Here is a 25193-nt window from a genome sequence, read left to right on the forward strand (position 1 = left end):
CGCAGCCAAATCAACAAAGTAGTTCCACAGGTCACTGCTGGAAATTTCGATCAAACCTAAACCGCCTGTTTGAACACCTGACCAGGCCTCACCCCAATAATCACCCGAACCATGTCTGACAAATCCAACTTCGACCCAGCTGAAAAAACCGTCCTGATCACCGGAGGCACCGGCTCGTTCGGCAAAACGATGGTCTCCCATTTGCTGGCACAGGGCTATAAGCAAATTCGCATTTTCAGCCGCGATGAGTGGAAACAGGAAGACATGCGAGTTCGAATGGCGGAGCCGCGGCTCAAGTTCTATATCGGAGACGTTCGCAACCGGGCCAGCGTCGATGGAGCGATGGAAGGCGTCAACATGGTCTTTCACGCTGCCGCGCTCAAGCAAGTTCCCTCTTGCGAGTTCTTTCCGATGCAGGCTGTCGAGACGAACATCATTGGATCGAACAACGTCCTGGAGTCAGCGGTTTCGAACAAAGTCGAAAGCGTCGTCGTCTTGGGAACGGACAAAGCCGTCTATCCCGTCAACGCGATGGGAATGACCAAAGCGGTAATGGAAAAAGTCGCCCAATCGATCGCCCGACGGCTTGGCGAACACGACACCACCATCAGCAGCGTTCGCTACGGGAACGTCATGTATTCGCGCGGTAGCGTCATTCCACTTTTCGTGCGTCAGATTCGCGAAGGCAACCCGATTACAATTACCGAACCGACGATGTCTCGGTTCATGCTGCCCCTCCGCGATTCGGTGGCTCTCGTCGAGTTCGCTTTCAACAACGCCAAACAGGGGGACATCTTCATCAAGAAAGCACCCGCTTGCACGATCGGGATGCTGGCTCAGGCGATGGTTGAACTTTTCCAGTCCGACACGAAAATTGAGACCATTGGCATTCGCCACGGCGAGAAAATGTTTGAAGCGTTGGCCAGTGTCGCGGAGATGCAGCGCAGCGAAGACATGGGTGACTTCATGCGAATTTCAATGGACGAGCGTGATCTGAACTACAAGCGTTTCTTCACCGAAGGCGAACAACTCGAACCGATGGCTCACGACTATGACTCCCACAACACGAGACAACTCACCCTTGAGGAAATGAAAGCCCTGTTGCTTTCGTTGCCTGAGATTCAAAGCGATCTTGAAGAGCTGGGCTTGCCTACTTCCTAGTCCCGCACTCCGGTGAGTCCGCCTTTAGCTCACCCCAACCTTGACCTCGGCATGTTGGCAATCGCTTCGGAAAATCCCCATCGAGTTGTCAACGATGAAAAAGAAAACTTATGACCCGTAACTCACAACAACACATCCTTGTCACCGGAAGCGACGGCTTAATCGGCTGGCACTTGCGATGCTGGCTCGAAACGTGTGCTGGCACGCATGTCATTCCGTGCAATCGCGAGCAATTCAACGACGACGCATACCTCAGTGATGCGATCGAAAAAGCAAACGTGATCGTGCACCTTGCCGGCATGAATCGGGGCGAAGAAGAAGATATCGTACAGACGAACATCGGTCTGGCTCAACGCATCACCGAAATCTGCCAACAGCTCGATTGTCGTCCGCAGATCATCTACAGCTCGTCGACTCAAGTCGATGGCGACAGTCGCTATGGCTATTCAAAACGGGTCGCTGGGGAAACATTTCAGGATTGGGCGAACGTCGAAGACGCCCGGTTCCTCAACCTTGTGTTACCACATGTTTTCGGTGAGCACGGCAAACCGTTTTACAATTCGGTTGTTTCGACGTTTGCCCATCAGCTCGCCAATGGCGAGACTCCAAAGATTATCAGCGATGGCCAGGTTAACCTGCTGCACGCTCATGATGTCGCTCAAATCATCTGGAATTCGATCGAAGACGGAACGGTTGGAGAACTTCGGCCTCACGGCAGCGAAATGTTCGTTTCCGAGTTGCTGGAGCGAATGCAACGGCTCAGCCAACGCTATTTCGACGGAGTGATTCCGGAAGCGACGGAGCCGATCGATCTGAAACTGTTCAACACTTTTCGTTCCTACATTCCGTATGAAAAAAGAGCCGTCGACTTGACGTTGCACACGGACGACCGCGGAAATCTTTTCGAAGCCGCTCGTGCGGACGGGCAGGGGCAGGTTTTCGTTTCGACCAGCCATCCAGGAATCACTCGTGGCCAGCATTTTCATTTTCGCAAAGTCGAAAGGTTTTTGGTGATTCAGGGCAAGGCCAAGATTCGAATGCGTCGCGTCCTTCACGACGACATTGTGACTTACGAAGTCAGTGGCGATCATCCGCAAGCGATCGACATCCCTACGTTGCATACGCACAACATTACTAATGTCGGCGACACGCCGCTGCTGACTCTTTTTTGGGCTGGCGAACACTTTGATCCTGACAACTCGGATACGTATCCGATGATTGTTGAAATTCCAACGACTCAATCAGCAGAAGCATGAATTCAACTCGCCTAAAAGTTCTCACGATCCTCGGAACTCGCCCGGAAATCATCCGCCTCAGCCGCACCATGGCAGCACTTGACCAGTACACCGATCACCAGATCGCACACACTGGCCAGAACTACGATTACGAATTGAATCAGATCTTTTTTGATGATCTGGAGATTCGCAAGCCAGACCATTTCATGGGAGTCGACACATCGTCGCTGGGCAATGTGCTGGGCGGAACGTTGATCGAGAGCGAAAAAATCCTGCGTCAGGAAAAGCCCGACGCGGTCGTGATTCTTGGGGACACCAACAGCGCATTGGCGGGCATCATGGCGCGTCGCCTGAAGATTCCGCTGTATCACATGGAAGCCGGAAACCGCTGCTTTGATTTAAATGTTCCAGAAGAAACCAATCGCCGCATCATTGATCATGTCAGCGATTTCAACCTGGTCTACACGGAACACGCGCGTCGACATTTGCTTTCCGAAGGCATCTCGCATCGGCGAATCTACGTGACCGGTTCGCCAATGAACGAAGTCCTGAATCACTACGGTGCGAAAATCGATGCTTCGACGGCGCCCGCAGATTTGGGCGTTGAACCTGGTAAATATATCTTGGTCAGCATGCATCGCGAAGAGAACGTGGACTATGAGAAACCGCTGACGGAGTTGGTGAACGCGTTGACGATGTTGTCGGAAAAGTTCGACATGCCCGTGATTGTGTCGACTCATCCGCGAACGCAGAAACGGCTGGATCAGTTCGGGCTGAAAGTTGACGAGTCCAAGGTCCGCTTCATGAAGCCGTTTGGATTCTGCGATTACAATAAACTTCAAAAGGACTCGTTCTGCGTCGTTTCCGACAGCGGCACGATTTCCGAAGAGTCGTCGATGCTCCGCTTCCCCGCGGTGACCATTCGAAACGCTCTGGAGCGCCCCGAAGCCATGGATACTGGCAGCATCACACTGACGGGCACCAATCCGGATCGCATTCTCGATTGCGTGACGGTCGTGACGGATCAGTTCGCGGCCGGAACTGTGGCACCCGTGCCTGTCGACTATCAGGTTCCCAACACGTCGCAGCGAGTTGTTCAACTAATTCTTGGAACGGCTAAACTTGCCCATCGCTGGCAAGGCATCGACGATCGGTCGTAGCGACTGCTTCCGGTCGCTCCGCAAGTCGTTGTCTCGTACGCGGTGACGGAACGGCCAAGCCTACTTCGCCAGTGCCGCGGCCCAAAATCCGGCACGCATTTTCTCTACGTCAATCGTCTTATACATCCAGACTTTGCGTTGAGTGTTCTCGGGCGGCGTCGTTACTTCCACCTCGCTCGCCAATGAGGGATCGATCATGGCTTCTACCAACGCCAGATCCCACATCACCCAGGTTTTCGAGCTGCCAAACAGTCGCGTCCAACGTTCGGTCAGTTGCTCTCCAAGCGGTCCCATTCTGGCCTGTTTTTCAAAGCTATCTCCCTGCTCGAACTTGAAAATTCCTGATGTCGTCGCGGACATCACATGCAGTTCGAGATCTTTTTGGTTCAGCAGAAAGTCGACAGCGTTGAGGTCCCGACGAACATTGAACTCAGATTTGTTCCAGGTACCTGTCCCGAAGTCGTACTGAAACCCCATGACGTAGGCTTTGATTTTCGGCGCGATTTCAGGAGCCAACTTGATGGCAGAAGCAAGGTTAGTGCTGGCTCCGATGCACACGACGTAAAGCTTTTCATCATTGGCAAGCTCACGAGCAGACTTGATGATAAATTGAGCCGCGGGAGAGTCTTTCGCTTCGTCTCCACCCCAGGGCTTTCCCATCGGACGCTCCGCCCCGATGTTCAACGGCAGCCCACTGACTCCCATCAGTTCGACAAGCCTTTCGTTTAGCTTTTGGCTGGCTTGGACCGAATCTTGTTGCCCCAAGTAGTGAAACCACTGAGCCGAATTCAATCCGATGACGTCGAATTTGTCTTGACGAAAGATCCGGATGATGGCGTACTGGTCATCAATCTCATTGGCGGTATCCGCATCGAGAATCAATTTTGGTTTGGCATCCTGAGCATGAACCATCGCGGCCCACAGGAGCGTAAAAGAAATTGCAAGAACGCAAAAGATTCGGGAGACGTTTATCTTCATGGCCGTGGTCCTGTCAGGGCGATCAAATTCACTTCACAGTGTGAACCCATAATATAGCCGACAGGAATTCAAAAGCTGCACGTTGGCAGCGAACGGAATCAGCAGGGACTTTTCCTATTGAAAAGTTCCGCTCGTGTCACGGTTTCGCCAATCTGCAGAACGCGTGTTATTGTACGGATCGTAAGACGCAGTTGATTGGCCTTGGACGACTGCGTTGGTGTTGGCTGCAAAAACTGCGTTTGTCGCGTTGCCTGTCTGAACCATTCCTGAAGCAGCATTGTATTGGCCCGACGGAACGCTAAAAGTTCCGGAGTAATAAGGTTGCTGGTATCCCGACATGCCTTGGCCGGGTAGCTGTGCCACCTGGACTCCGGAAGCCCGAGCGTAGTATTGCGATGGAGCGCGGACTGCGGAAGCGTCGGTTGCCGGCAATCGCGTTCGATCGTAAGTCTCGTTAACCGCGGTCGTGGAATAGTCCGGCGATCTTACATAGGAATCGCCGTAGCCCTGATTGGCCGGTGCCTGTGTGTTTTGAACCAGTACGGAACGGGCGCTCGCAGGAGCAGCACTTTCCTGCCCTGTTGCCGCCGGGTTTGCGGTTGAGTTGCTACCAAGCGTCGTCGTGCCACTGGTTGGCTGAGTGGCGTTGGACTGATTGTTGTTCGGGTTTGGATTCGAAGCCGGGTTTGCTGTATTGCCGCCAACCGATTGCCAGCCATTTTGCTGATTGAATTGACTCGCTCCGTTGGCTGGCGTTGGCGCGTTCCCGCCTGTATTGAGCAAACCGCGATTCTGATTGACGCCGAACGGATTGTTGCGAGCAATCGAAGGAATGTTCAACGTGCCCGTTCCCGGTGGTGGAATGACCTGGGATCTTCCGCCAGCGGCTCCGTACTGTTGTCCGTAGTTCGGAGCGGTGTTGTATCCGTACTGATTGGCGTAGGGCTGTTGTTGGTAGGGATAGTAGTTGGGTTGGCATCGATTGCGACAGCCCGTAAACGACATGCCGACGACGCACAGCACCACAGCACAAACGATATTTCGATTCGAAGACATCACAGTCCTTCCGGATTTGAGGGCTCGCAATCAAATTTGGGGCGCGAGCTTTAGCGGGAAAGTAGCAAACGGCCATTTTCGTGCAATATCAATCGTGCTGGCGTGTCAGTCCGGAGGAAGTAGAGAGTTTGGGCATCCGGAGGGCTTGATCGGCGGAACTTGACGCGAAAGAAGTTGTTCCTTGCGAAGCAGAATTTACATCGTTCGCACAACGGTTATCCTATCGAACATGCTATCTGATTCGATCAATCTCAAATTGCTCGAGCATCACGCTCGGCTGACTGCGGAAGCCCGCTATCGACTGCTTTACCATCGGTTCGACCCGCATTTGCAGCAACCGATTTATGGTGAGCGTGTCCTGCCCAAATTCTCCAAACGGGCTTCGGGATGTCAGATTTGGGATATTCTTGGCAGCGTCTACCTGGACTGGACCGGCAGCTCGGATTCGAACTTGCTCGGCCACCGTCATCCTGCTGTCGTGGATGCGATTAAACAATGGGCGATCGACGAACCGGCTCATGAACTCGATGAACCAGCCGCCTGCGACGGACCGCTGACCGATCCGCGAGAAGTTTCTCTGGCCAAAAAGTTTGCGGACGTTTTCAACCACGGCGACGAACTGTTGGTCGGATTCACGCGAGGCAGAAGCGAGGCTCTTTATTGTGCGACTGAGATGGCGCGGACTTTGACCGGTCGGCCGATGATCGCTGTCCATGAAGTTCACTCGAATCGACCTTTGTTCGCCGAAGATCAACGCTTTCGGTTTACGCGTTCCCATTTCGAAGAAACCAACGTCAAAACGATTCCGCTCGATGACGTGAAAGCCATAGAGTGGCTGCTGAAAACGAATCCGGATCAATTGGCTGCTGTCGTGATCAATCCGCCCACGTTTCAGCTTCCACCGACGGGCTACTATAAAGAGCTACATTCTTTGCTGCAGAAGCATGGAACGCTTTTGATCCTGGACGAATCGGAAACGGCCTTTCGGCTGGACATCGGCGGTGCCCAACAACACTTTTCGATCGCTCCAGACATCACGGTCACCGGCGAGAAGTTGGGGGGAGCGTTTGCGTTTTCTGCGGTGCTGGGGCGGAAAGAATTACTGGGCCGAGCCTGGCGGAGCACCATGAGGACGCTAGATCGTCCCGGAGGGCTTACGCTTGACGTTGTCGAAGCGGCGTTTGACGTGGTGGTCGGGCGATGTCTCCCGTCCGAGTTGCGTCACGTCGGATCCCAGCTACGGGACGGGTTCAATGATTTTGCGCAAGAGCAAGGTTTTCCGTGCCAACTGGTAGGCGATCCAACTCGACTGGCTTTGCAGTTCGATGCTCAAGAATTCCTGACGCCTGAACAACTCCGGGCAGCATTTTGCATGTTCGCTCTGGAAGAAGGGCTGATCACGCATGGAGAATTTTGGCCCAACGCGGCTCACAACGGCGATGCCCTGTTCGACACGATGCGGATGCTTGAACGCACGACGGAATCAATGACGCGATGGATGCGCGAAATTGTCAAACCGGAAGAAGCGATCGGCGAGCCGTTTTCAAAGTTCGAGCTTCGCGGCAGAATCGACGCTCTCAATATGATCCGCAAGACGATGGTGTTGACGGGCTGGGTTTTAATCGATGGCGAACCGGTGGAACTTTCCGCGGTCGACGAAGACGGAACTCGGGTCGCTGCTGAACAGGTTCAGCGAAAGGATTTGGCAGCCGGTATGCCGAATAGTCCGCAAGCAAACAACGCCGGGTTCAAGCTGTCCGTGGAAGTCCAAAGCATCAAAAAGCCCAGCCGCTTTTTGATCGAGGCACACCGCGACGGCAAACTGATCTACCGCACGCTGCTGGTCCATGATCCGGCCGAGCAGTCGTCAGCGCCCTATCCGTTTCGCGATGGATACATTTTCACCTAAAGGCCTACTTCACCAGTAGTTCGCGCGGCGACTCGGTCGTCGGTTTCGGCGCGGCCAACTTCGGATCCGCCAACTGTTGCCGCAGGAATTCCGGACGATTGGTGGTCAGCGATGACGTGCCGAACGACTTTAGTTGCACTGCCTGATTCGGGTCATCGATCGTCCAGGCGTGAAACTCGAATCCTGCATCCACCATCGCGGCCACAAATTCCTCCGTGACGACGTCCTCGTGCCCTTGCGATCCCAGACCAGTCGCTTGAGTCCGGGCCAACGTGGCGAGCACCTCGTCTTGAGTCGGCGTCCAGGACGGGTCGTCTTCACTGCCTTTTAATTTATACGATGTCAACCAATTCGCTTTGTATTGAGGCATCGACTCACGTACTTGCTGAATCACTGCGGATTTGAAACAAATAATTACGATCTGTTCCGGCTCCAAATTCGACGCAGCCAACTCTTTCTCAAGGACCGGCAAGATCTCGGGGCCACACTTGATCTCTACGAAGATCTTCTTCCCTTCCGGAACGGTCGCCAGAACATCGCTCAACGTGGGTATTTTCTCACTGGAGAACTGACGGCCTTTCCAGCTTCCCACCTCCAGATTTTGCAACGTCGCCAGATCCGATTCCGCGACTTTCAATACTGGCTTGGTCGGACAAACACGCTCCGTATCTTTGTCGTGGATGCAGACAATCTGCTTGTCCGACGTCAAATGAAAATCGCCCTCGATCGCATCGGCTCCCTGCTTCCAAGCCAGCCGAAACGCCGCCAGAGTATTCTCCGGTGCGTCGTGCGACGCGCCGCGATGAGCGACGAACAGCTGAGCCGGTGCAAGACCTGGCAAAATGGAAATCAAGAGAAACACCAATGGCAGCGGCAAACGAGATAGTTTCATGGTTCTAGCGTGTCAGATTGAAGAAGCGAAAGTTCAAAGTAGATTCTTCGGAGCAGGTGCTGCGTCATCCAGTTTTAGATGGGGCCTGTCGTCGAACCATCCGAGTTTAGGTCGAAGTTAAACACATTGTTACCCGTTGGGATCGTCAGATTCAACTTTGATTCCTTGTGATATTCTACGGGAACCAGCTCTTTCTTTTCCTTCGGCTTAGGCAAATCCGGATCGACTTCTGCGTCGCCTTCATCCGTTTTTAGTTCGCCCGTGCTGGCCAGAGTACTGATCTTTACGACGACTTCGCCTGGCAAAACGCCATCAACTTCGCTATTGAACTTCATGCGATAATCGCCATTGGCATCGGTCGTCGCATAGGACATCGTTCCGTCAGTTTGCTCAAAGAAAACGACGGTGTCGGGCAACGGTTCACCGTCGAGCTTGATATTTCCGGTGACTTTGATCAAGCCGAGTTGAGAATAGTTGGCCTCGTTGGACCCAATGCAGCCGGAAACCATCGTGATCGCAATCAAGCAGATTCCCATCGCTATTGGTCGGTTTGAGAATTTCATGGAAGAGCGTTTTCCGTTTTATAGTGTAAGAATTGATCAACGCGACGCATCAGTCTGACTGAACGCTTCGCACCGCTGATATGTGCTCGTGCATCGAGCATTGTTTGGAGAATGTAAAAGTAAGCAGGCCCGAAGGACGCGAGTGAGTCATCAACATTCTGACTCACTCGCGCTTCGTACTCTTTTTGTTTAGACCTGACACCAAGAGTCTAGAAATCGCTGACGACTTCGCCACCGTCACGAGACCCGAGAGCCTGGTAGGTCACAATGTCGATACTGTCACTGATGAAGTGCGTCGACCCGTCACACAAACCGAACGTCGCTCCGCCCGGATGGTAGCTTCCGAAACTCAGCTCGATCAAGCGGCCTGCCGTTGTTGGATCCAGCTTGTTGATGTTCATCGGCGTGTAGGTTGCACCAACCAGTTCGGAAAACTCGGTGCCTCCGTTGCCGCCGTCACAACGACATGGATCTGCCGTCGGAGAACCGATGTACCAGTAATCCATCGCCTGACCATCTTTGACAAAACCGGGATCGGTGCGCGACTCGCCAACCATGATTGTGTTGGACGTACCGTCTGAGATATCTCCGAAAGTAATTTCACTGCAGGCAAACATAATCCCGTTCAGATCGATGCTTTCCATCGACTTGGTATCAGGCAGAATCGAGCTGGTGTCATCCGAAGTAACTTCGTTGCCGGCGCTGGCACGATAGCTCGCCGGGACGCGGCCCGGAATTCCATTGTTGTCGATATGCTCTTCGATCGGCATCGTTGGGCAGCGATAGCCGGGAATCATTGTTCCGGCTGCAGCCTCGTTGTCCGATCCGTTGGTCGCCCAGTTGTCGCTTTCCTCGATGATATCAAGCGTCAGCCACAGGTTGTTCTGCTCAATGAAAGGCAGCAGCAACGCGTTCCATCCTGTACCTCGATTGTTCCATCCATAAGGGAAGTGCATGTGAGCACTCTCGAAATTATGGCCAGCCAAAACTTGCTGCCTGACATTGTTTGCACAGGCTGTCCGACGGGCCGCCTCGCGAACCTGTTGGACTGCGGGCAACAACATGCCAATCAAAATTCCGATGATTGCAATCACGACAAGCAATTCGACCAGGGTGAATCCGGGTCTGGTTTGAGACCTTCGGGATAGGGGCCATTCTTGCTTAAAACTCACTAGCAGATCTCCATAAAAAGTTTGACGCTTTGCAAACCTGAACAAGGTTTCACAACAAAGCTGTGACTTCACGATGCACCAAAATCATCGCAACGAATTTGACTGTTGCTCGAAACGCCTACAGGCGTTCGTTCGGTCAGGGACGCGACAAAACAGCGTCCCATGACTTCGCGAATTTGGTTTACGCAAACGGATATCAACGGTCACCAAAGCGTTGCTGCATGTAACAGTTTGACCCGTCGCCTTGCCACAGCAATGCATGTCGGCCGCTTCCAAATTTCAAGCGACGGAGAGGTTAGAGAGTGCCTGTTAATATTCGGTTTGGGAAAGTTGAAGATTTCATTAGCAAGACTTCACGCTTCCTTCACTCAACCTTTTCCGTTTTGTCATCGATTGTTTCTACGCTCTGTGACCAATGAGGTGGCTCTGTATCGAACATGAGCACCGAAGCATCAGTGTCTTGCGCAGCGACAAAGAAGGTCGCGTTTGCGTGACTCCGGACTTTATTCACATGAGGAGAGGTTCCTACCCTGAACCCGAAACAATGACTAAACATTTCCAACTAGGCGCGAAACTCTTCGCTTCGCTTGCTGCGGTCTCAATGCTCGCAATTCCTGCATCTGCACAGACAGTAGAAGAAATCTTTTTCGATCCTGCCGTGGCTGCCGGCGACATCGACGAATTTGCAATCTCACCCGACGGCACGCAGATCGTAATGGTCGCGGACCTTGGCGATGGTGACCAAACGTACGTTGCGTCACTGAACTCAGGTGTCATGAACACCGCGACACTGGTTTCACCGGCAGGCGTTGGCGACAACGATGGCGGTGTGGCCTGGACTCCAGACGGATTGCACGTGACAGCCAGATATGCTGCCGGCGGTGCGACGAACGAGATCTTTTTGGTTCCTGCTGACGGATCGCAAACGGCTCAGCAGCTTACTTTCACCGGAAACAACGCTTTCGACCCACAAATCAGTGCTGACGGCAACAGCTTTTTCTACTCCGATGGCGGTTCTCTGTTCGTAACACCAATCGCAGGAGCTTCGGCAACGAGTTCGATTCAACTGAACGCCGGCGACATCTCGGAAATCGACACCGGTAGCTACGCACAGGTCGGATCCAACATCATTTTCGCCGGATTCTCTGCCCCGATCCCAGGAGCAGGTAATGGCGATCCAGAAACCGCTTTCTATCTTACGGCTGCGGATGGATCGACAGCTGCTTCACCAACATTGATCTCCATTGACAACTTCGAAACCAACAACCCGGGTGGGTCAGACATCGATTTCGTTGACGTCACTTCGGACGGACAGACCATTGTTTTTCGTGGTGATCTGACAACCGATGATCAGGACGAACTTTACAGTCTGTCGATCAATGGCGGCGACGCAGTTTCCTTGATCGCTGGCACTCTTCGCGACGATTTCGATTTGAACTACTTCACGATCAGCCCAGACGGTTCAACGATTGCATTCATTGGCGATTACCTTACCAATGGCGTCGCGGAAGCTTTCGTCGTCCCAGTTACCGGCGGAGATCCGACGCTGGTTAGCGACAGTTCTTTCTTCGATCAGGAGAACGGTTTCGATGTCGACTTCGGTGGAGTCGATACGCTTCAGTTCAGCCCTGACGGCAACAGCCTGTATTATCTTTCAGACAGCGGAGACGATGGCCGATTTCGATTGTTTCGGGCTTCGATCAACGCCGTTCCTGAGCCGACCGCTTTGCCGTTGATCCTCGCGGCTGCTTCAACGATCCTGTTCCGACGACGTAAATAAGCTTCGATTTGTCAAACGGATTTTGATACCACAGCCTCTCCCATGGCCAGTTCAGGGAGGGGTATTTTTATGCGCCGAAGGTACGGTAATCGCCTTGGACCTGACGGGGAATGACTGGCGGTCGGTGCGGATATGCGGCCAAACATGGCGTTGGAATCAGAGCTGGAATGGGCTCTGCGAAAGATGACGGTCGTCGCGGGAAAGCCGGCCCCGAATTTCTGATTTCTTGCCAATATCGCGGTCTGCTCGGCGAATAACAGGCTATCCAAACCAATTTTCAGGTGAGAAAGTTTTCATGAAGGGCCAAGCAGTTCCACCCACGAAACAGTATGTCAAATACGTTCCCGTCGGCTATGTTGAGTCACATTCAATGGCTGTCGGCTATCTGTTTTGGTTGATCGGATTCACCGGAGCACACCGTTTCTATTTTGGCAAACCCGTTTCGGGCGCGATCTGGTTCTTTACGTTCGGGCTGCTGGGAGTCGGCTGGTTGATCGACCTGTTTCTGATTCCGTCGATGAATCGTGAGGCCGCGGAGCAGTTCTTTCCCGGCCGAACGGACTACAACATCGCCTGGATTCTGCTGGTGTTCTTCGGCCTCTTTGGCGTGCACCGATTTTACGAAGGCAAGATTTTCACCGGCTTGTTGTTCCTGCTTACTGGCGGACTGATGGGCGTTGGCTACGTGTACGACGTGCTGACGATGAACGATCAGATCAGTGATCGGAATCGGAGCACCGTTCGAGAATTCAGCCACTACCAAATGGCTTGGTAAGCAGAAAGGTCGCCTCGAGCCTCAGCGATGCCGCCTCAGCTTCAGCGATGTTACTTGAACCTCAGCAACGGCACTGGAGCCTTAGTCACCCCTTCATGCAATTTCGAAAGAGAAATCTTTCTTTCTGGCGAACATGAACACGTGAGCGTGAGGCATCGCCCATCGCCCATCGCCCGCCGTGACAAACGCTGTTCCGATGGCAAACGAAAAAACGAGCCCTAGTCAGAGGGCCCAGGCACTGTTTGGTAAATGTGAGCGCCTTACCGCTCATGTTTGGCCGACGTGGACGACATGAAAATCAATTTGTCAAACAGCGCCTAGAAAATGCCCAGCTGATCGCGAGCATCGTCGGTCATCATGTCCTGAGTCCACGGTGGATCCATCACGACTTCAACTTCGACCTCTCGCACCTGCTCGACTTCGCTGGCGTACTTCTTCGTATCGGCAACAAGCTGAGGACCGGCAGGGCACATTGGGCTGGTCATCGTCATCTTGATCTTAACGTCGTTCTGGTCTTCTTCACCTTCGACTGGCAGAACGTCGACTTCATAGATCAAACCCAAATCAACGATGTTGATAAACAATTCAGGGTCGATCACTTGCTTGAGTGCTTCGCGGACATGATCTTCGTGGAGTGCCATTGGAGCGTTCCTTGTCGTCGAGGTTAAAAGGTGTTCTTAATGTTATCCGACGCTCAACAAAAGTGAAGAGTGAGTCTAAAACATCTGGAAATCGCCAGTTGCTTCGAAGGCGTCAACATAGTGGTAAATGTGAGGCGGTCGCGAGAGATCGGGCCAAAGAATGCCCACCACATCGAATCGCAAACTCGTGTTTTCGAGCCGGTTCTTTGTCGCGAACAGTCGAGCCGTCTGAGTGATATGCCGTTGCTTTTTCAGATCAACCGCTTCGGCCGGATCCCCCGCAACATCGCTGGTCCGGGTTTTGACTTCCACAAAGACAACCGTCCAGCCGTCGGAGACAATCAGGTCGATTTCCCCGACTTTTTCACCAAAGCTACGTTCGACAATCCAGTAGCCCTGTTTTAGCAAAAACCGCTCAGCGGCCCGCTCTCCGCGGCGGCCCAGTGGCATCGAAGGCTCGGCGCGGTCGACAAAACCGAGTGCCGGATCGCAAAGCAGCAAACGGAAGAAGGCTTTGCGGACCGACAGAACCGTCGTTCTTTTCAGTCGTTTCGCAAAGCTTTCTCGCACGTTCAAATGTTCAACTAACCGTCGTCGCCAGTTGAAGGCTCAACCGGTGGTTCGCCTTCGGCTGGCGTTTCAGGTACTTCCGTGGCAGGAGTTTCCGTCGGAACGTCTGGCTCGGTTGTTGGAACTTCCGTTTCGGCCGGCGGATCAGCCTTTGGTTCAGCCGCTGGCGTTTCCGTTTCCGTCGGCGTTTCGGCAGGAGTTTCCGTTTTCACCGGAGGCTCAGATCCTGGCTCGGCTGGCGTCTCAGATTCAGTTGGCGTTTCCGATTCAGCCGGAGTCTCAGCAGGCTTTTCAGTTTCCTTGGCTGGCTCAGTATCTTTGGCTGGCTCAGTTTCTTTGGCTGGCTCAGTTTCCTTCGCTGGCTCAGTTTCACTCGGCATCTCAGCCGCCGGTTCATCCGTAGACTTATCTTCCGCATCGCCTTCCGACGCCGGATCCTCAGATTCTGCTTCTTCCTTCTTCGCCTCGCCGCCAAAATCGCCACCGCTAACGGTATCGGACTGGCCTTCAGGCAGCTTGATCTCGTCCATGTTAAACGTTGGCTTATCTGGAACCAGCGGCCCTGGAGCTACCCCAGTCGACTCTTCCCAATTGCGAAACTTGTCGTAGACCGCGGCCAGCTCTGTATTCGAACAACGCTCGATGCCACGCAGGCTCACGTCTGCAAACGGCGAATCGGGAGCCGCGTCGAGCAAAGTCTGATAGAGCCCTTTGGCTGCTTCAAATTCGCCAAGTGCTTCTTTACCGTTGGCCAATCGAAACAGCGAACGGCGTTGAACCATCGGTGACTTTTCAGACGCAGGAGCATCCACAACTGTCTGCAGCGACTCAACACCGCGTTTGATCAGCTTGAATCCGCCAGCTCGGTCACGTCCCAACATGTCGATGCCGCGGTTGACTTCGCTGTCGCCCGCCATCAGCAACGCCCAATGGCCCGCCGCGGTACCTTCGTTGTTTGTCGCCATCTCTTTCAAGCTGGAAACGTCACTGGTCAGGCCCGCCTGCGTCATCGCATTATTCAAATCACGCCATGGCTGCGACGCGCTCTCGGTCGACATGCTTGTGTACGACGTGTACAAAACGCTGGCGAAGATGACACACAGAACGCCAAGCAGAATATGAGCCCAGTATGGCTTGGACGCCATCAGAAACTTTTCGCCTGCCGAAAGCTCCTCTTCCGCTTCGCCATCAACGGGAATCTCGTTCACGTCGCTTGGCTTCACTTTTTGAGAGCCAGTTTTCTTTTTTGAATTGGGCTTGGTTTTCGACATGATAAATGACCCGTCGTGGGCATCCGTTGTTTTGTTTTATTGTGTATCTCGATCCACAGCTAACAGCGCACATCCTCCGCCCGGATCGATCCAAAAGTATAGAGTTTCCCCGGAGAAACGGTCAATAGCGAACACAGGCCCCTTTCCAGCCAATCGGAAGTTTGCCCCCTCACATTTCAGCCCCAATTCGATAGACTGCGCGCCGATTGTCCTGTACCTCCAACCTACCCAGATTTCAGTATCGATGAGCGGTCTCAACGCAGCACAACAGGAAGCCGTCGACACGCTGTCCGGCCCGTTGCTGGTGCTCGCCGGTGCCGGGACTGGAAAAACACGCGTCATTACGTTCCGCATCGCTAAACTGATCAAGCACGGGGTGCCGCGACACAAAATCCTCGGTGTGACGTTCACAAACAAGGCCGCCAACGAGATGAAGGAACGGCTCACCGGTTTGATCGGGGGCAGCATTGGCACCAAAAACAAGTACAAGAAGAAGGCAGAGCAGTCAGAAAACGAGCCGACGATTTCGACGTTTCACTCGCTCTGCGTTCGAATCCTGCGTCGCCGCATCGAAAAACTGGGCTATCCGCTGAAGTTCGCTATCTATAATCGCGGCGATCAAGAGAGCCTGGCTCGGCAGATCCTGCGAGAGATCCGCGTTCCCGATAAGGCGCTCAAGCCAAATCAACTGCTGTTCCACATCAGCAATTGGAAGTGCAAGTCGCTCAATGCGAAACAGGCGATGATGCAGAGCGAATCGGACGCTCAACACCTGGCGGCGGTCGGGTTTGAGCGTTATCAGAAACAGCTGAAACTTCGCGGAGCCGTCGATTTCGACGATCTGCTGCTGCTGACGGAGCAGCTGTTTCGCGAACATCCGGATGTGCGACAGGAAGAAGCCGACCGATTCGATCATCTGCTGGTCGACGAGTATCAGGATACGAACACCAGCCAGTATCGGATCGTGAAAGCTCTCGCCGGCGAACACCGCAACCTGTGCGTTGTGGGCGACGATGATCAGTCGATCTACGCGTGGCGGGGAGCAGAGGTCGAGCACATTTTGGCGTTCGCGAAAGACTGGCCGGACGCGAAGGTCGTTCGTCTGGAGGAAAACTATCGCTCGACCGAAGCGATTATCAAGTACGCCAATACGCTGATCCGATTTAACTCGACGCGCCACGACAAGGTCCTTGTTGCGGCTCGACCTGGCGGCGAACTTCCGATCATCAATCAGTGGGAAGACGAAACGCAGGAAGCCGAAGAAGTCGTTCGCTCGATCAGCAATCGGTTGAATTTACACGGACGCGAGCCGCGAGATTTTGCGATTCTGTTTCGCACCAATGAACAGCCGCGGCCGTTTGAGACGGCGCTGCGTGAAGCCAAACTGCCTTACATTCTCGTCGGCGGCATGTCGTTCTTTGATCGCAAGGAAGTCAAAGACGTGCTGGCGTATTTGCGTTTGCTGGACGAACCGGACGAAGTTTCCATTTTGCGAATCATCAATACGCCGCCGCGCGGGATCGGCAAGAAGTCGATCGAGAATCTGCTGGACCGGACGGTTCGCGAGAAAGTCCCGATGTGGGATATGGTTTGCGGATATGCAGAGCGTCCGAAGGTGACAGCGCGGGTCAAGCAGGGGCTGGATCAACTTGCGGCGGCGGTGAATGAAGTCCGCAGTGTTGCGGGGAACCATTCGCTGGTGGATCAGGCTCGGATGCTGATCGACAAGATCGACTACAAGTCTGAGATTGACCGGATTTATTCGGAACCCGACGACCGCGAGAGCCGCTGGAGCGTTGTGGAGCAGGTGGTGAACGCGCTTGCGGATTACGAACAGAGCCGGAAGAAGCCGACGATGACGAACTTCCTTGATCGCTTGCTGCTTGGCGACCAGGATGCGAACAGCGACAAGGAAAAGCAGCTTAAAAAGAATGCGATCGCTTTGATGACGATGCACGCGGCGAAGGGTCTGGAGTTCCCCGAGGTCTACATCGTCGGTTTGGAGGAAGGCATCCTTCCGCACCAACGTTCGCTGGAAGACGACGAAGCGGGTGTGCCGGAAGAGCGACGCTTGTGCTATGTCGGCGTAACGCGAGCGGAAGAGCGGCTGACGATGTCGATGAGCCTGACTCGCAAGAAATGGGGCAAGGCCCGCGAGACGATTCCCAGTCGGTTCCTGTATGAGCTGACCGATCAGGCCGACAACCCGAACTACGCGAAGTGCAGCAAGCGCTAGGCGCCCGCGCCACTTCCCATCTCCGTCCGTCGTTTAACGGCAAGCCGCAGGCGACTGCGTTCTCACACCAACCAATCGTCTCAAACGCCGCGCCACTAGCCGCATCCCTTCCCATCCCCCTCCGTCGTTTAACGGCAAGCCGTAGGCGACTGCGTCTCCAACCATCCAGTCACCGTCGCCTGCGGCTTGCCGTTAAACAATCAACCACCCCAACGCTAAAACGGACACAGCGCATATCCGTCGTGCTGCAACAACGCGTGGGCCGTCATCGCCGAAGGAGCCAACTTCACGCCGGGCAGCAGATCTTCCTTCCCGATCCCGCGCCACGCTGCGGTCTGCCCGCACAGATAAATCGTCGTGCGATTCTTCTGCAACGCCGCGATGATGGCCGCGTTAGGATTCTCGATCCCATCGTTTTCATTGCCGTAGAACTCGTTCTTCGATACGTCAATCGCCGCAGTTCCATGGACCACGATCGCAACCGAGACTTTCTTCGGATCCGCGCCGCCGTCAACATTGACGTTGATGAACCGAGCCGCGCTGTCGAAAGTCCGATTGATCTTTGCCCCAGACTTTTCCGCAACGTCGAAACAGATCTTCAACTCCGTATCAGCACTCAGCTTCACATCCGAATCAACGGAAGCAATTTTGCCAAACTCGGGAATCACGCTGCCCGCCCGAAAAACATCTTTCTGTTGCGGTATCGCGACAGCAGCGAACAGGACCAGGAAACAAACGGACAATTTTAAAAACATGGACGAGCCTTTGAGATGCTAGCGGGTTTGATTTCACGATCGAGGTTTGCGACCGTCGGCAAACACATTCTAATTCTTTAGCGACTTCGGCACAGAAGGTGCAATAAAGTTGTCATGGTGGAAGGCAAACGGCTCGTTGTCGGATTCGACGGCCATTTGCAGGGTTGCAAGGATGCAACTTTTACAAAACGCGTGAACGTTTTACCGCCAGCAAACTAAAACATCACATCCAGTCCATGGAGGGAACGGATGACAACTATCGGGAACCCCCGTACCGTCTGGCAGTACACACCTGCCTTGTTATTGCTCGTTTTGGTCTCGTTCTGCAGCACACTCACCGCCGCCGCAGACGAAAAACCAATGCTGTACTTCTTCACCAGCAAAGGCTGTGCTCCCTGCATTCAGGTCAAGCACGTCATCAAACAGCTGGGGACCGAAGGATACCCCGTGACCACCGTCGACGTCGGCGAAAGACCTGATTGGGCGGACGCGTTTCGGGTCACCCACACCCCAACGCTGGCTCTCGTTCGCAGCAACGAAGTCCTCGCATGGCAACCGCGGCCGATGCGAGCCGAAGAATTGAGAGGCTGGTTTCGTACGATTGGCTACACGCCAACTCGCCCGGCTGGAACGCTGAAACAATCCACCCGTACGGCTTCGGACGATTCGCCCAGAACTCGACCGGTGCAAACGAAAGTCTCCCTCGCTTCCAACAAATCAGTCGCCAAATCCGGTGCGGCGTTTTCAACCCCGACGATGCACAAGGGGACGGACCGACCGCAAAACAGGTTCGAAGCCAGAGCACTCAACGCGACCGTTCGGCTGCAGGTCAAAGACGAAACGGGCACGTCTTACGCAACGGGAACTGTGATCCATACGCACCAGGGCGAGAGCCTTGTGATGACTTGCGGTCACGTGTTTCGCGAATCCGGTGGCAGTGGTGAGATCACGGCCGAGTTCGGTTTTGCCAACGGAGCCACTGTCAAAGTTCCGGGCAAGTTGCTGGACTACGATGCGAAAGCGAACGACATTGCTTTGGTCGCGATTCAAAACGGCAACCATTCGCTCAACGCGGTCGAAGTCGCAATCGCCGATCTGAAAGTTGATCGTGGCGATCGGGTCTTTTCGGTTGGCTGCGACCACGGCGACGACCCAACGATCCGCAACACTGCGATCAAGAATCTTGCCCGCTACGATGGCTCGATGAAGTACGACATCTACGGCCGCCCGGTCAATGGCCGCAGCGGTGGCGGATTGTTCAACGCCCAGGGCCAGCTCATCGGAGTTTGCAACGCGGCAGCGGTTGAAGTCGACGAGGGCATTTACTCGGCGTTGGAAACCGTTCATTGGCAGATCACCAAGACGAATCTTGAACATCTGTTTCAATCGACTCCGGCCAGCCCACTTCGAGATCGCCGCATGATTGCGTCCAATGCCGCGGCAAACGCTGCTGACTCGCGGAATCTGGTTCCGATTCGTCGCCAGCGGGAAACACCACGATCGCTGGCCCCTCGAACTGCCCCTCGAACTGCTCCTCGCGTCGCTGCTGCAAGCTCGCCTGTTCAGAACGTTTCGTTCCAATCGCCTGTTCGTAGTTCTGACCAGGAAGTCATCATCACAGTTCGCTCCAAAAGCAATCCGCAGGATTCGCGCACCATCACGATTTCCGACCCAACCCCAAAGCTGTTGGACTATCTCGGCGGAATGGAAGGCGACGAATCGCGTTCGCTGAAGATGGCACAGTATCGCGAATGGCGCTAGGTTAAGTGAGTACAGCAAATCACCTGCCCGACGCATTCAATGCTGCAACTCCACGAGTCCTACGTTCAAAGCAATAGGCGGAAGCTGCGGTAAAGCGTTGCCAACAGGAGCGACACGTCACGGTGGCTTCCGAAAATTCAGGTCGACGCCGTTCTCATTGCAACGTTGGTGATATATTTGGAATTCGCATCGCCGGCCAAAAGTGCCAACTCCGCAGGATAACAACACGATGCTTGCGAAGCCCGACTTGCGCGTGTTTGAAGATGAACGTTCGCTGGTTCGGGCTCGGTGGCCGCGAACATTTTGCGGCTGAACCCGGCTTCAAGCCGGAACCAATCCCTGTGGCCAGGCTATTGAATGTGAGTCTATCTCCTGATGCAACAGCTATTTGAACAATTCGCCGCTGATGTTGCCGCTCAACCGCAGTGGCTTCAAATATGGGGGAATATTCTGGGCCCGGTCACCTTGTTGTCGATGATCCTGTTCCTGTTTCGCCGCAACTTAATTCCCGTCGCCCTGCTCACGGTTTTCGTTCTGCCTTCAATGCTGCTGCTCTACCACAACTTCGGATACAGCCGCATCCTCGGGCTCGCCCACATCGTTTTCTGGACTCCTGCCGACGTCTACCTTCTGAAAATCAGAACGACTTGGCGAGTGCGTGAAACATGGCTCGGCAAATGGATCATCGTCGCCTTGGCAGTCATGCTTATCTCGCTCGCCTTCGACTATGTAGATCTTGCTCGCTGGCTGCTGGGCGACCGTGGGCGTGTTCACTTGAGTATGATGCGGACTGAGTTGGCTGGACTATCTCAACGGCATGAAAGGGGGCAAATTACGATCGCTGAAGATGGCACAGCATCGAGAATGGCGTTAGCGGCGCCAAAGCACGGCAGTTGATACCCAACTCGCAAGCTGGAGACTCTATTTCACTTTAGTCGCAGAGTCCGGCGTTCCGGGTTCTGCGTTGTCCTGTTTTGCGTTTGCATTTTCCTGTTTCGATTTCACCCATGCGGCGGCCTCTTGAAATGTAGCCACCCAGACGGAATCATCTTCCTGCAACGCTCGAAGTATTTCCCGATGATCGTCAGCGCTAATTGCAAGATGGTCGCCGCCAACACCATGAAACATGAAAACAAGCCAACCGTTGGCCTCTTTTGCGGCGTCAACTTGCGCAAGCTGGAACGCCAAGTCGTGCTGATCGCCTGCGATTGTCTTCACATCAAACAAGTCAATGTTTCCATTGCCAGGAACTTCGATTCCATTCCTGGTGCTTCGCGCGGCAAAGAATCGCTCTTTGACCAACGGGACATAACTATGTTTGTCTTCGTCGATATATGTGCAGCCGCATGGATATGCGAACGTGGCGGTTCCCTGCTCGACACCGTTGTTGATCTGGTTCGCCAGGTTTTTATCAAGTTCTTTCGCCATCCGTTCGTCGTTGTAGTCTTCCGAAGCGTTTCCGGCCTTCACCCAATCAAATTTGCGGGGGCAAGGATGAAAGATCGTATGCCCAGCCAACTCGTGCCCCGCCTCACGGACCTGGTCCAAGTCGTCTTGTGACCAACGATGAACTTCTTCGCCCAGCCAGAAGAATGTCCCCTTGAACGCTGCGGCCTTTAATTGTGGCAATGCGTGCTCAAGATGACTTGGCAGTCCATCATCGTAGGTAAGCGTGACGCAAAATGTTTTCCCTTCAGGCCAATATCCATCCTGCGCAGTGGCGACTGCCGGGAATGAGATCAACATGATGAAAAGCAAGAACCATTTTGGTTGTAATGTAACTGGCATGAGATCGATTACTTCAAGAATATGCGGGGCATGAATAACGCCAACGGCAAACAGGCTGTTTCCTGACGTTAGCAGAATCACTACCCAAAGTCGAGGAAATCGAAGCCGAATCTGTCCGCATTATTCCCGCTGAAGGGCTTAAACGGCGACAGAGGCCGTCTGGGAAGCGCTCGACGAATTCAAATGAGACGACTGTACAACTCTAGCCAAAAAATGAAACCGGAGTCCGCCGGACTGGGCTTATCACGCCGTGGCGGCTTGGAATTGTTGATGGTCATATTGAAATCGAAATAGGTTAACCAAAATCCTTTACCGGACCTCGTTTTTATCCAGTCGCGAGCTGCTGTAGAAAAACAAGGTCCGGCCGTTTGAGTCACTCAAACAGAACAGCTACGATACCCTTTTTAGCGCGACCACCGACAGTTTCAACAATCAATGGGACATCCCCGAAACTTAGCCCCTGTAGCGAGTTACAAACATGCAACTCTTCTCGTTCTTTGACGCCGTTCCACTAGCCCAAGGCTACCTATATGGCCAAATTGCAGGAATCGCCATATTGGTTCTTGCCATTGGTGGCTTTTATCTGTCGAAATATCTATCCAAGAAATAGACAGGATAGCAATTCGTTGAACCGCAGCCGCGGGCCGGGCTATTTCGGAATAGATATTTGTTCGACGCGCCCGGTTTTCCATGGCTCTCAATGGCTCAATTGCGCGGCGGCAGTATCAACGGCAGATGTCGTTTGCTCCAATTCAGTCTGAGCCTGTTGGCCCGAGTTTTCGTTCGCAACAGCGGTGTCAGAATCGCATTGAGTCGGCATCGAACCTGAAGGGCTACAGGAAGAAGATCTAAACACGAATATCGAGACGGTGAAGCAGGCCAAGCGACGGAAGGAGATTCATTTCCCTCCATCACTTGTCGTTGCAACAGCGTGTTTATGAAAGAGGTTTCAAGACTCACAACATGCCGCATGACAAAACGTTGTTGGGTTGAAATCGCTTCTTGTTGGTGTTATCACCGCCGGATAGACTGATGATCATGCGGCATCTATATCGAGACCACTCGCCGTTTGTCGCAGGTGAACACCCAGTCGCACCGCTTGAACAACCCGAGGCTTGTGAATGCTGAACGAAGACAACGCTGCATACCTGAGATACACTGGTCCTCAACGGATTGACCGCTCGATGCACACCCTTGAAGGGTTGGTGACAGGGATCGCCATTGATTCCAAGATCAATGATAAAGAACTCGCTGCTCTTACGGGATGGATTGCAAGCCATCGCGAGCATGCAAACCGACACCCGTTCAATGAGGTCATTGGCCGGCTCAACGAAATTCTCGCTGACGGAATCCTTGACGATGATGAGAAGGCAGACATTCTTTGGCTTTGCAACAAATTCTCAACTGAAAACTCATTCTTCTCCCAAGTCTCTTCTGACATGCAGAGACTACAGGGAATTCTTGGTGGCATCGCCGCCGACGGGAAAATCACAGTTGATGAACTTGAAAACCTGAACGAATGGCTCTATGAGCACGAACATCTAAAAACTTGCTGGCCGTATGACGAGCTTGAGGCTTTGATAATCGCTGTACTTGAGGACGGCGTTATCGACGAAGGTGAACATAAAGCTCTGCTGGCCTTTTTTCGTGAATTCACTGATAGACCGGGACACAAAGCAGTGAAACTGCCCGCCAAATCAGAAGACTTGCTGCTTGGTGGCGTCTGCGCGGTCTGCCCTGAAATTCAATTTCTGAAACAGAAGTTCTGTTTCACTGGCACCTCAACACGAATGACGCGCGACGAATTGGCACAGCAGGTAGCAAATTTTGGCGGAATGTTTTCGCGCGGGCTAACACAATCCGTGAACTATTTGATTGTCGGCGCGGATGGCAACCCGTGTTGGGCATATGCTTGTTACGGTCGCAAGGTCGAGCAAGCCGTTTCATTTCGAAAGAAAGGGTTGCCAATCGTGATCGTTCATGAAAACGACTACTGGGATGCCGTCGCTGACTACACGTAGCAAAGTGCGGTATAGCAATTTGAAACACCAGAGCGGTGAACCCCCTGACGTTTTGAAACGAAAATCACTTGCCGCCGCTCAGAGATTGACGCTACACCTACTGGTCAAATATGCCAACTCGATACAAAACCATCACGAAGCGTGCACGCATGTTGCTCAATCGCGAGGAAGGCTTGGATGTGGACTTCAAGAAAAATTCCAAGCTTGACCAGGACGATCTCGTCGCATTCGCGAACGCTTCTGACGGAGGCGCGATCCTTCTTGGTGTCGCTGAATACACCGGTTCTGATGGGAGGCAGGAAACGGAAATTGCCGGTTGTCAACTAAACGACAATATCCGCCTTGAAATTACAAACCGAGCCAATTCGTGCTCTCCACCAGTTGACCTAGAGGTGATTGAGGAAAATGGTTCTCGTAAACCTTTTATTCGGATTGAAATACCATCGGGCAATTCAAAACCATATTGCACCTCAGGCGGCACATACAAAATTCGTGGCGATGGACACAACCGGGCATTGCTCCCAAATGAAGTACTCCAAATACTTCTTGCGAATGAGACCGAGACCTTCGTTACCCGTTTCCGTGAGGCTACCGATCATGTTCACGAACAATTGCAACAACTGACTGCAAATCTGTCTCAGCAATTCGATTCCGTTTTTAATGATGTTCAAAGTATTCGCGAAAACTTGGAGGAAGCGACTTGTCAAATATTCAGCGAGACTTCAGATGCAGCTTCAAACGCTGAGGACTCCACCTCAGGCATCTATGAAAATCAACGCCATATCCTTGAGAACAAAGAGGCAATTGAGTTTATCCGCCGGGATGTCGAGATTGCCAGTAGAAAAATCGACTCTTTGCTTGTTGGCCAGCACATACAAGACTTGAGCGTTCCGCTGCTAGAGAAAGATTTGTCCAGGGAACTATTGGGGACGTCTGTTGTTACAAAAAAACAGCAGAAAAGATTCATTGAATGGGCTCAAGACGCATACCCTACCGTACCCCCAGAAAAAATTGAGTTGATCGTAGCGCAATACGCAACATTGCAATAATTACGTAGAGCCGGATTTTTACTGAATTTCGAGAATGCATGATCGCCGGTTCCGGCATGATGATCGCACGTCTGGACTGCAACGTCCGCACCGGCACTTGCGACAGACGACTCGTTAAACCGGTGATCCTCCGGGCTTTGGGGGCACTTGCCGCGACGATGGCTGAAGCAACCATTGCGGTTTTCCAGGTTTCAAACGCAATGTTTGGAGCTGCAAACGCGGATTACTAAGCATCCTACGTGGATTACTAAGCATCCTACGTGGATTACTAAGCATCGTACGCGGATTACTAAGCATCGTACGCGGATTACTAAGCATCGTACGCGGATTACTAAGCATCCTACGTGGATTACTAAGCATCCTACGCGGTTTACTAAGCATCCTATGCCGACTACTAAGCATCGTATGCGGATTACTAAG

22 protein-coding genes are annotated in these 25193 nt (G+C 53.2%); 12 read left to right on the top strand and 10 right to left on the bottom strand.

Annotated elements, in window-relative coordinates:
- The first annotated feature begins 111 nt into the window (after nucleotides 1-111).
- From MFFC18_RS10315 to wecB, 3 genes are all read left to right on the top strand, one after another.
- Nucleotides 112-1161, top strand: coding sequence for a polysaccharide biosynthesis protein (locus tag MFFC18_RS10315; RefSeq protein ID WP_075081556.1), 1050 nt, complete (start codon nucleotides 112-114; stop codon nucleotides 1159-1161).
- A gap of 110 nt (nucleotides 1162-1271) precedes the next feature.
- Entirely contained in the window at nucleotides 1272-2417 is a 1146-nt protein-coding gene (locus tag MFFC18_RS10320; RefSeq protein WP_075081555.1) for a polysaccharide biosynthesis C-terminal domain-containing protein, read from the top strand.
- The gene (wecB, locus tag MFFC18_RS10325; protein ID WP_075081554.1) at nucleotides 2414-3556 is read left to right on the top strand and encodes a non-hydrolyzing UDP-N-acetylglucosamine 2-epimerase; all 1143 of its coding nucleotides are present in this window, start codon (nucleotides 2414-2416) and stop codon (nucleotides 3554-3556) included. Before MFFC18_RS10320 ends, wecB begins: the two co-directional genes overlap by 4 nt.
- 60 nt (nucleotides 3557-3616) lie before the next feature.
- Here wecB and MFFC18_RS10330 read toward each other — a convergent pair whose 3' ends face one another.
- Nucleotides 3617-4534 carry a nucleoside hydrolase gene (locus MFFC18_RS10330; protein WP_084416674.1) on the bottom strand — a complete coding sequence of 306 codons (918 nt, stop codon included), beginning with the start codon at nucleotides 4532-4534 and terminating at the stop codon, nucleotides 3617-3619.
- A gap of 114 nt (nucleotides 4535-4648) precedes the next feature.
- The gene (locus MFFC18_RS10335) at nucleotides 4649-5590 is read right to left on the bottom strand and encodes a hypothetical protein (RefSeq protein WP_075081553.1); all 942 of its coding nucleotides are present in this window, start codon (nucleotides 5588-5590) and stop codon (nucleotides 4649-4651) included.
- A gap of 229 nt (nucleotides 5591-5819) precedes the next feature.
- Here MFFC18_RS10335 and MFFC18_RS10340 point away from each other — a divergent pair, with 229 nt between their 5' ends.
- The gene (locus tag MFFC18_RS10340) at nucleotides 5820-7499 is read left to right on the top strand and encodes an aminotransferase class III-fold pyridoxal phosphate-dependent enzyme (RefSeq protein WP_075081552.1); all 1680 of its coding nucleotides are present in this window, start codon (nucleotides 5820-5822) and stop codon (nucleotides 7497-7499) included.
- Between the two features lie 4 nt (nucleotides 7500-7503).
- Here the strand turns inward: MFFC18_RS10340 and MFFC18_RS10345 are convergent, their stop codons facing one another.
- The 3 genes from MFFC18_RS10345 to MFFC18_RS10355 form a co-directional block, all read right to left on the bottom strand.
- A complete protein-coding gene (locus MFFC18_RS10345) occupies nucleotides 7504-8391 on the bottom strand; it encodes a glycerophosphodiester phosphodiesterase (RefSeq protein WP_075081551.1) in 888 nt (295 codons plus the stop codon).
- 74 nt (nucleotides 8392-8465) lie between these two features.
- On the bottom strand, nucleotides 8466-8954 hold the full coding sequence (locus tag MFFC18_RS10350; protein ID WP_075081550.1) for a carboxypeptidase-like regulatory domain-containing protein: 489 nt from the start codon (nucleotides 8952-8954) through the stop codon (nucleotides 8466-8468).
- Between the two features lie 209 nt (nucleotides 8955-9163).
- Entirely contained in the window at nucleotides 9164-10126 is a 963-nt protein-coding gene (locus tag MFFC18_RS10355; protein WP_075081549.1) for a DUF1559 family PulG-like putative transporter, read from the bottom strand.
- 544 nt (nucleotides 10127-10670) lie between these two features.
- Between MFFC18_RS10355 and MFFC18_RS10360 the strand changes: the two genes are divergently transcribed.
- Together MFFC18_RS10360 and MFFC18_RS10365 are read left to right on the top strand one after the other, a co-directional pair.
- Nucleotides 10671-11906: an LpqB family beta-propeller domain-containing protein gene (locus MFFC18_RS10360; RefSeq protein ID WP_075081548.1), complete on the top strand. Its 1236-nt coding sequence runs from the start codon at nucleotides 10671-10673 to the stop codon at nucleotides 11904-11906.
- Nucleotides 11907-12201: 295 nt separating this feature from the next.
- Entirely contained in the window at nucleotides 12202-12681 is a 480-nt protein-coding gene (locus tag MFFC18_RS10365) for an NINE protein (RefSeq protein ID WP_084416670.1), read from the top strand.
- 317 nt (nucleotides 12682-12998) lie between these two features.
- Here the strand turns inward: MFFC18_RS10365 and MFFC18_RS10370 are convergent, their stop codons facing one another.
- The 3 genes from MFFC18_RS10370 to MFFC18_RS25655 all read right to left on the bottom strand — a co-directional run bounded on the left by MFFC18_RS10370 (nucleotide 12999) and on the right by MFFC18_RS25655 (nucleotide 15163).
- Nucleotides 12999-13322 carry a metal-sulfur cluster assembly factor gene (locus MFFC18_RS10370; RefSeq protein WP_075081547.1) on the bottom strand — a complete coding sequence of 108 codons (324 nt, stop codon included), beginning with the start codon at nucleotides 13320-13322 and terminating at the stop codon, nucleotides 12999-13001.
- A 75-nt stretch (nucleotides 13323-13397) separates the two neighbouring features.
- On the bottom strand, nucleotides 13398-13892 hold the full coding sequence (locus MFFC18_RS10375) for a YraN family protein (protein WP_238381099.1): 495 nt from the start codon (nucleotides 13890-13892) through the stop codon (nucleotides 13398-13400).
- Nucleotides 13893-13906: 14 nt separating this feature from the next.
- Nucleotides 13907-15163 (bottom strand): YfgM family protein, encoded by a 1257-nt coding sequence (locus MFFC18_RS25655; protein ID WP_075081546.1) that lies wholly within the window; start codon nucleotides 15161-15163, stop codon nucleotides 13907-13909.
- Nucleotides 15164-15407: 244 nt separating this feature from the next.
- Between MFFC18_RS25655 and MFFC18_RS10385 the strand changes: the two genes are divergently transcribed.
- Complete coding sequence (locus MFFC18_RS10385; RefSeq protein ID WP_075081545.1) at nucleotides 15408-17399, top strand: ATP-dependent helicase; 1992 nt, start codon at nucleotides 15408-15410, stop codon at nucleotides 17397-17399.
- Nucleotides 17400-17614: 215 nt separating this feature from the next.
- On the opposite strand, the gene MFFC18_RS10390 is transcribed toward MFFC18_RS10385, so the two are convergent.
- Nucleotides 17615-18154 (bottom strand): DsrE family protein, encoded by a 540-nt coding sequence (locus tag MFFC18_RS10390; protein WP_075081544.1) that lies wholly within the window; start codon nucleotides 18152-18154, stop codon nucleotides 17615-17617.
- A 249-nt stretch (nucleotides 18155-18403) separates the two neighbouring features.
- Between MFFC18_RS10390 and MFFC18_RS10395 the strand changes: the two genes are divergently transcribed.
- Together MFFC18_RS10395 and MFFC18_RS10400 are read left to right on the top strand one after the other, a co-directional pair.
- Nucleotides 18404-19915, top strand: coding sequence for a trypsin-like peptidase domain-containing protein (locus MFFC18_RS10395; protein ID WP_084416669.1), 1512 nt, complete (start codon nucleotides 18404-18406; stop codon nucleotides 19913-19915).
- 375 nt (nucleotides 19916-20290) lie between these two features.
- Nucleotides 20291-20812 (top strand): hypothetical protein, encoded by a 522-nt coding sequence (locus tag MFFC18_RS10400; protein ID WP_075081542.1) that lies wholly within the window; start codon nucleotides 20291-20293, stop codon nucleotides 20810-20812.
- Nucleotides 20813-20836: 24 nt separating this feature from the next.
- Here MFFC18_RS10400 and MFFC18_RS10405 read toward each other — a convergent pair whose 3' ends face one another.
- Nucleotides 20837-21703, bottom strand: coding sequence for a polysaccharide deacetylase family protein (locus MFFC18_RS10405; RefSeq protein WP_075081614.1), 867 nt, complete (start codon nucleotides 21701-21703; stop codon nucleotides 20837-20839).
- Between the two features lie 1121 nt (nucleotides 21704-22824).
- Between MFFC18_RS10405 and MFFC18_RS10410 the strand changes: the two genes are divergently transcribed.
- From MFFC18_RS10410 to MFFC18_RS10420, 3 genes are all read left to right on the top strand, one after another.
- Nucleotides 22825-23724, top strand: a complete 900-nt coding sequence (locus MFFC18_RS10410) for a BRCT domain-containing protein (RefSeq protein WP_075081541.1) — start codon at nucleotides 22825-22827, stop codon at nucleotides 23722-23724.
- Between the two features lie 110 nt (nucleotides 23725-23834).
- The gene (locus MFFC18_RS10415) at nucleotides 23835-24773 is read left to right on the top strand and encodes an AlbA family DNA-binding domain-containing protein (RefSeq protein WP_075081540.1); all 939 of its coding nucleotides are present in this window, start codon (nucleotides 23835-23837) and stop codon (nucleotides 24771-24773) included.
- 38 nt (nucleotides 24774-24811) lie between these two features.
- Nucleotides 24812-25003 (top strand): hypothetical protein, encoded by a 192-nt coding sequence (locus MFFC18_RS10420; RefSeq protein WP_075081539.1) that lies wholly within the window; start codon nucleotides 24812-24814, stop codon nucleotides 25001-25003.
- Nucleotides 25004-25193: the final 190 nt, after the last annotated feature.

This window comes from Mariniblastus fucicola, from assembly GCF_008087665.1.
GTDB classification, from domain to species: Bacteria; Planctomycetota; Planctomycetia; order Pirellulales; family Pirellulaceae; genus Mariniblastus; species Mariniblastus fucicola.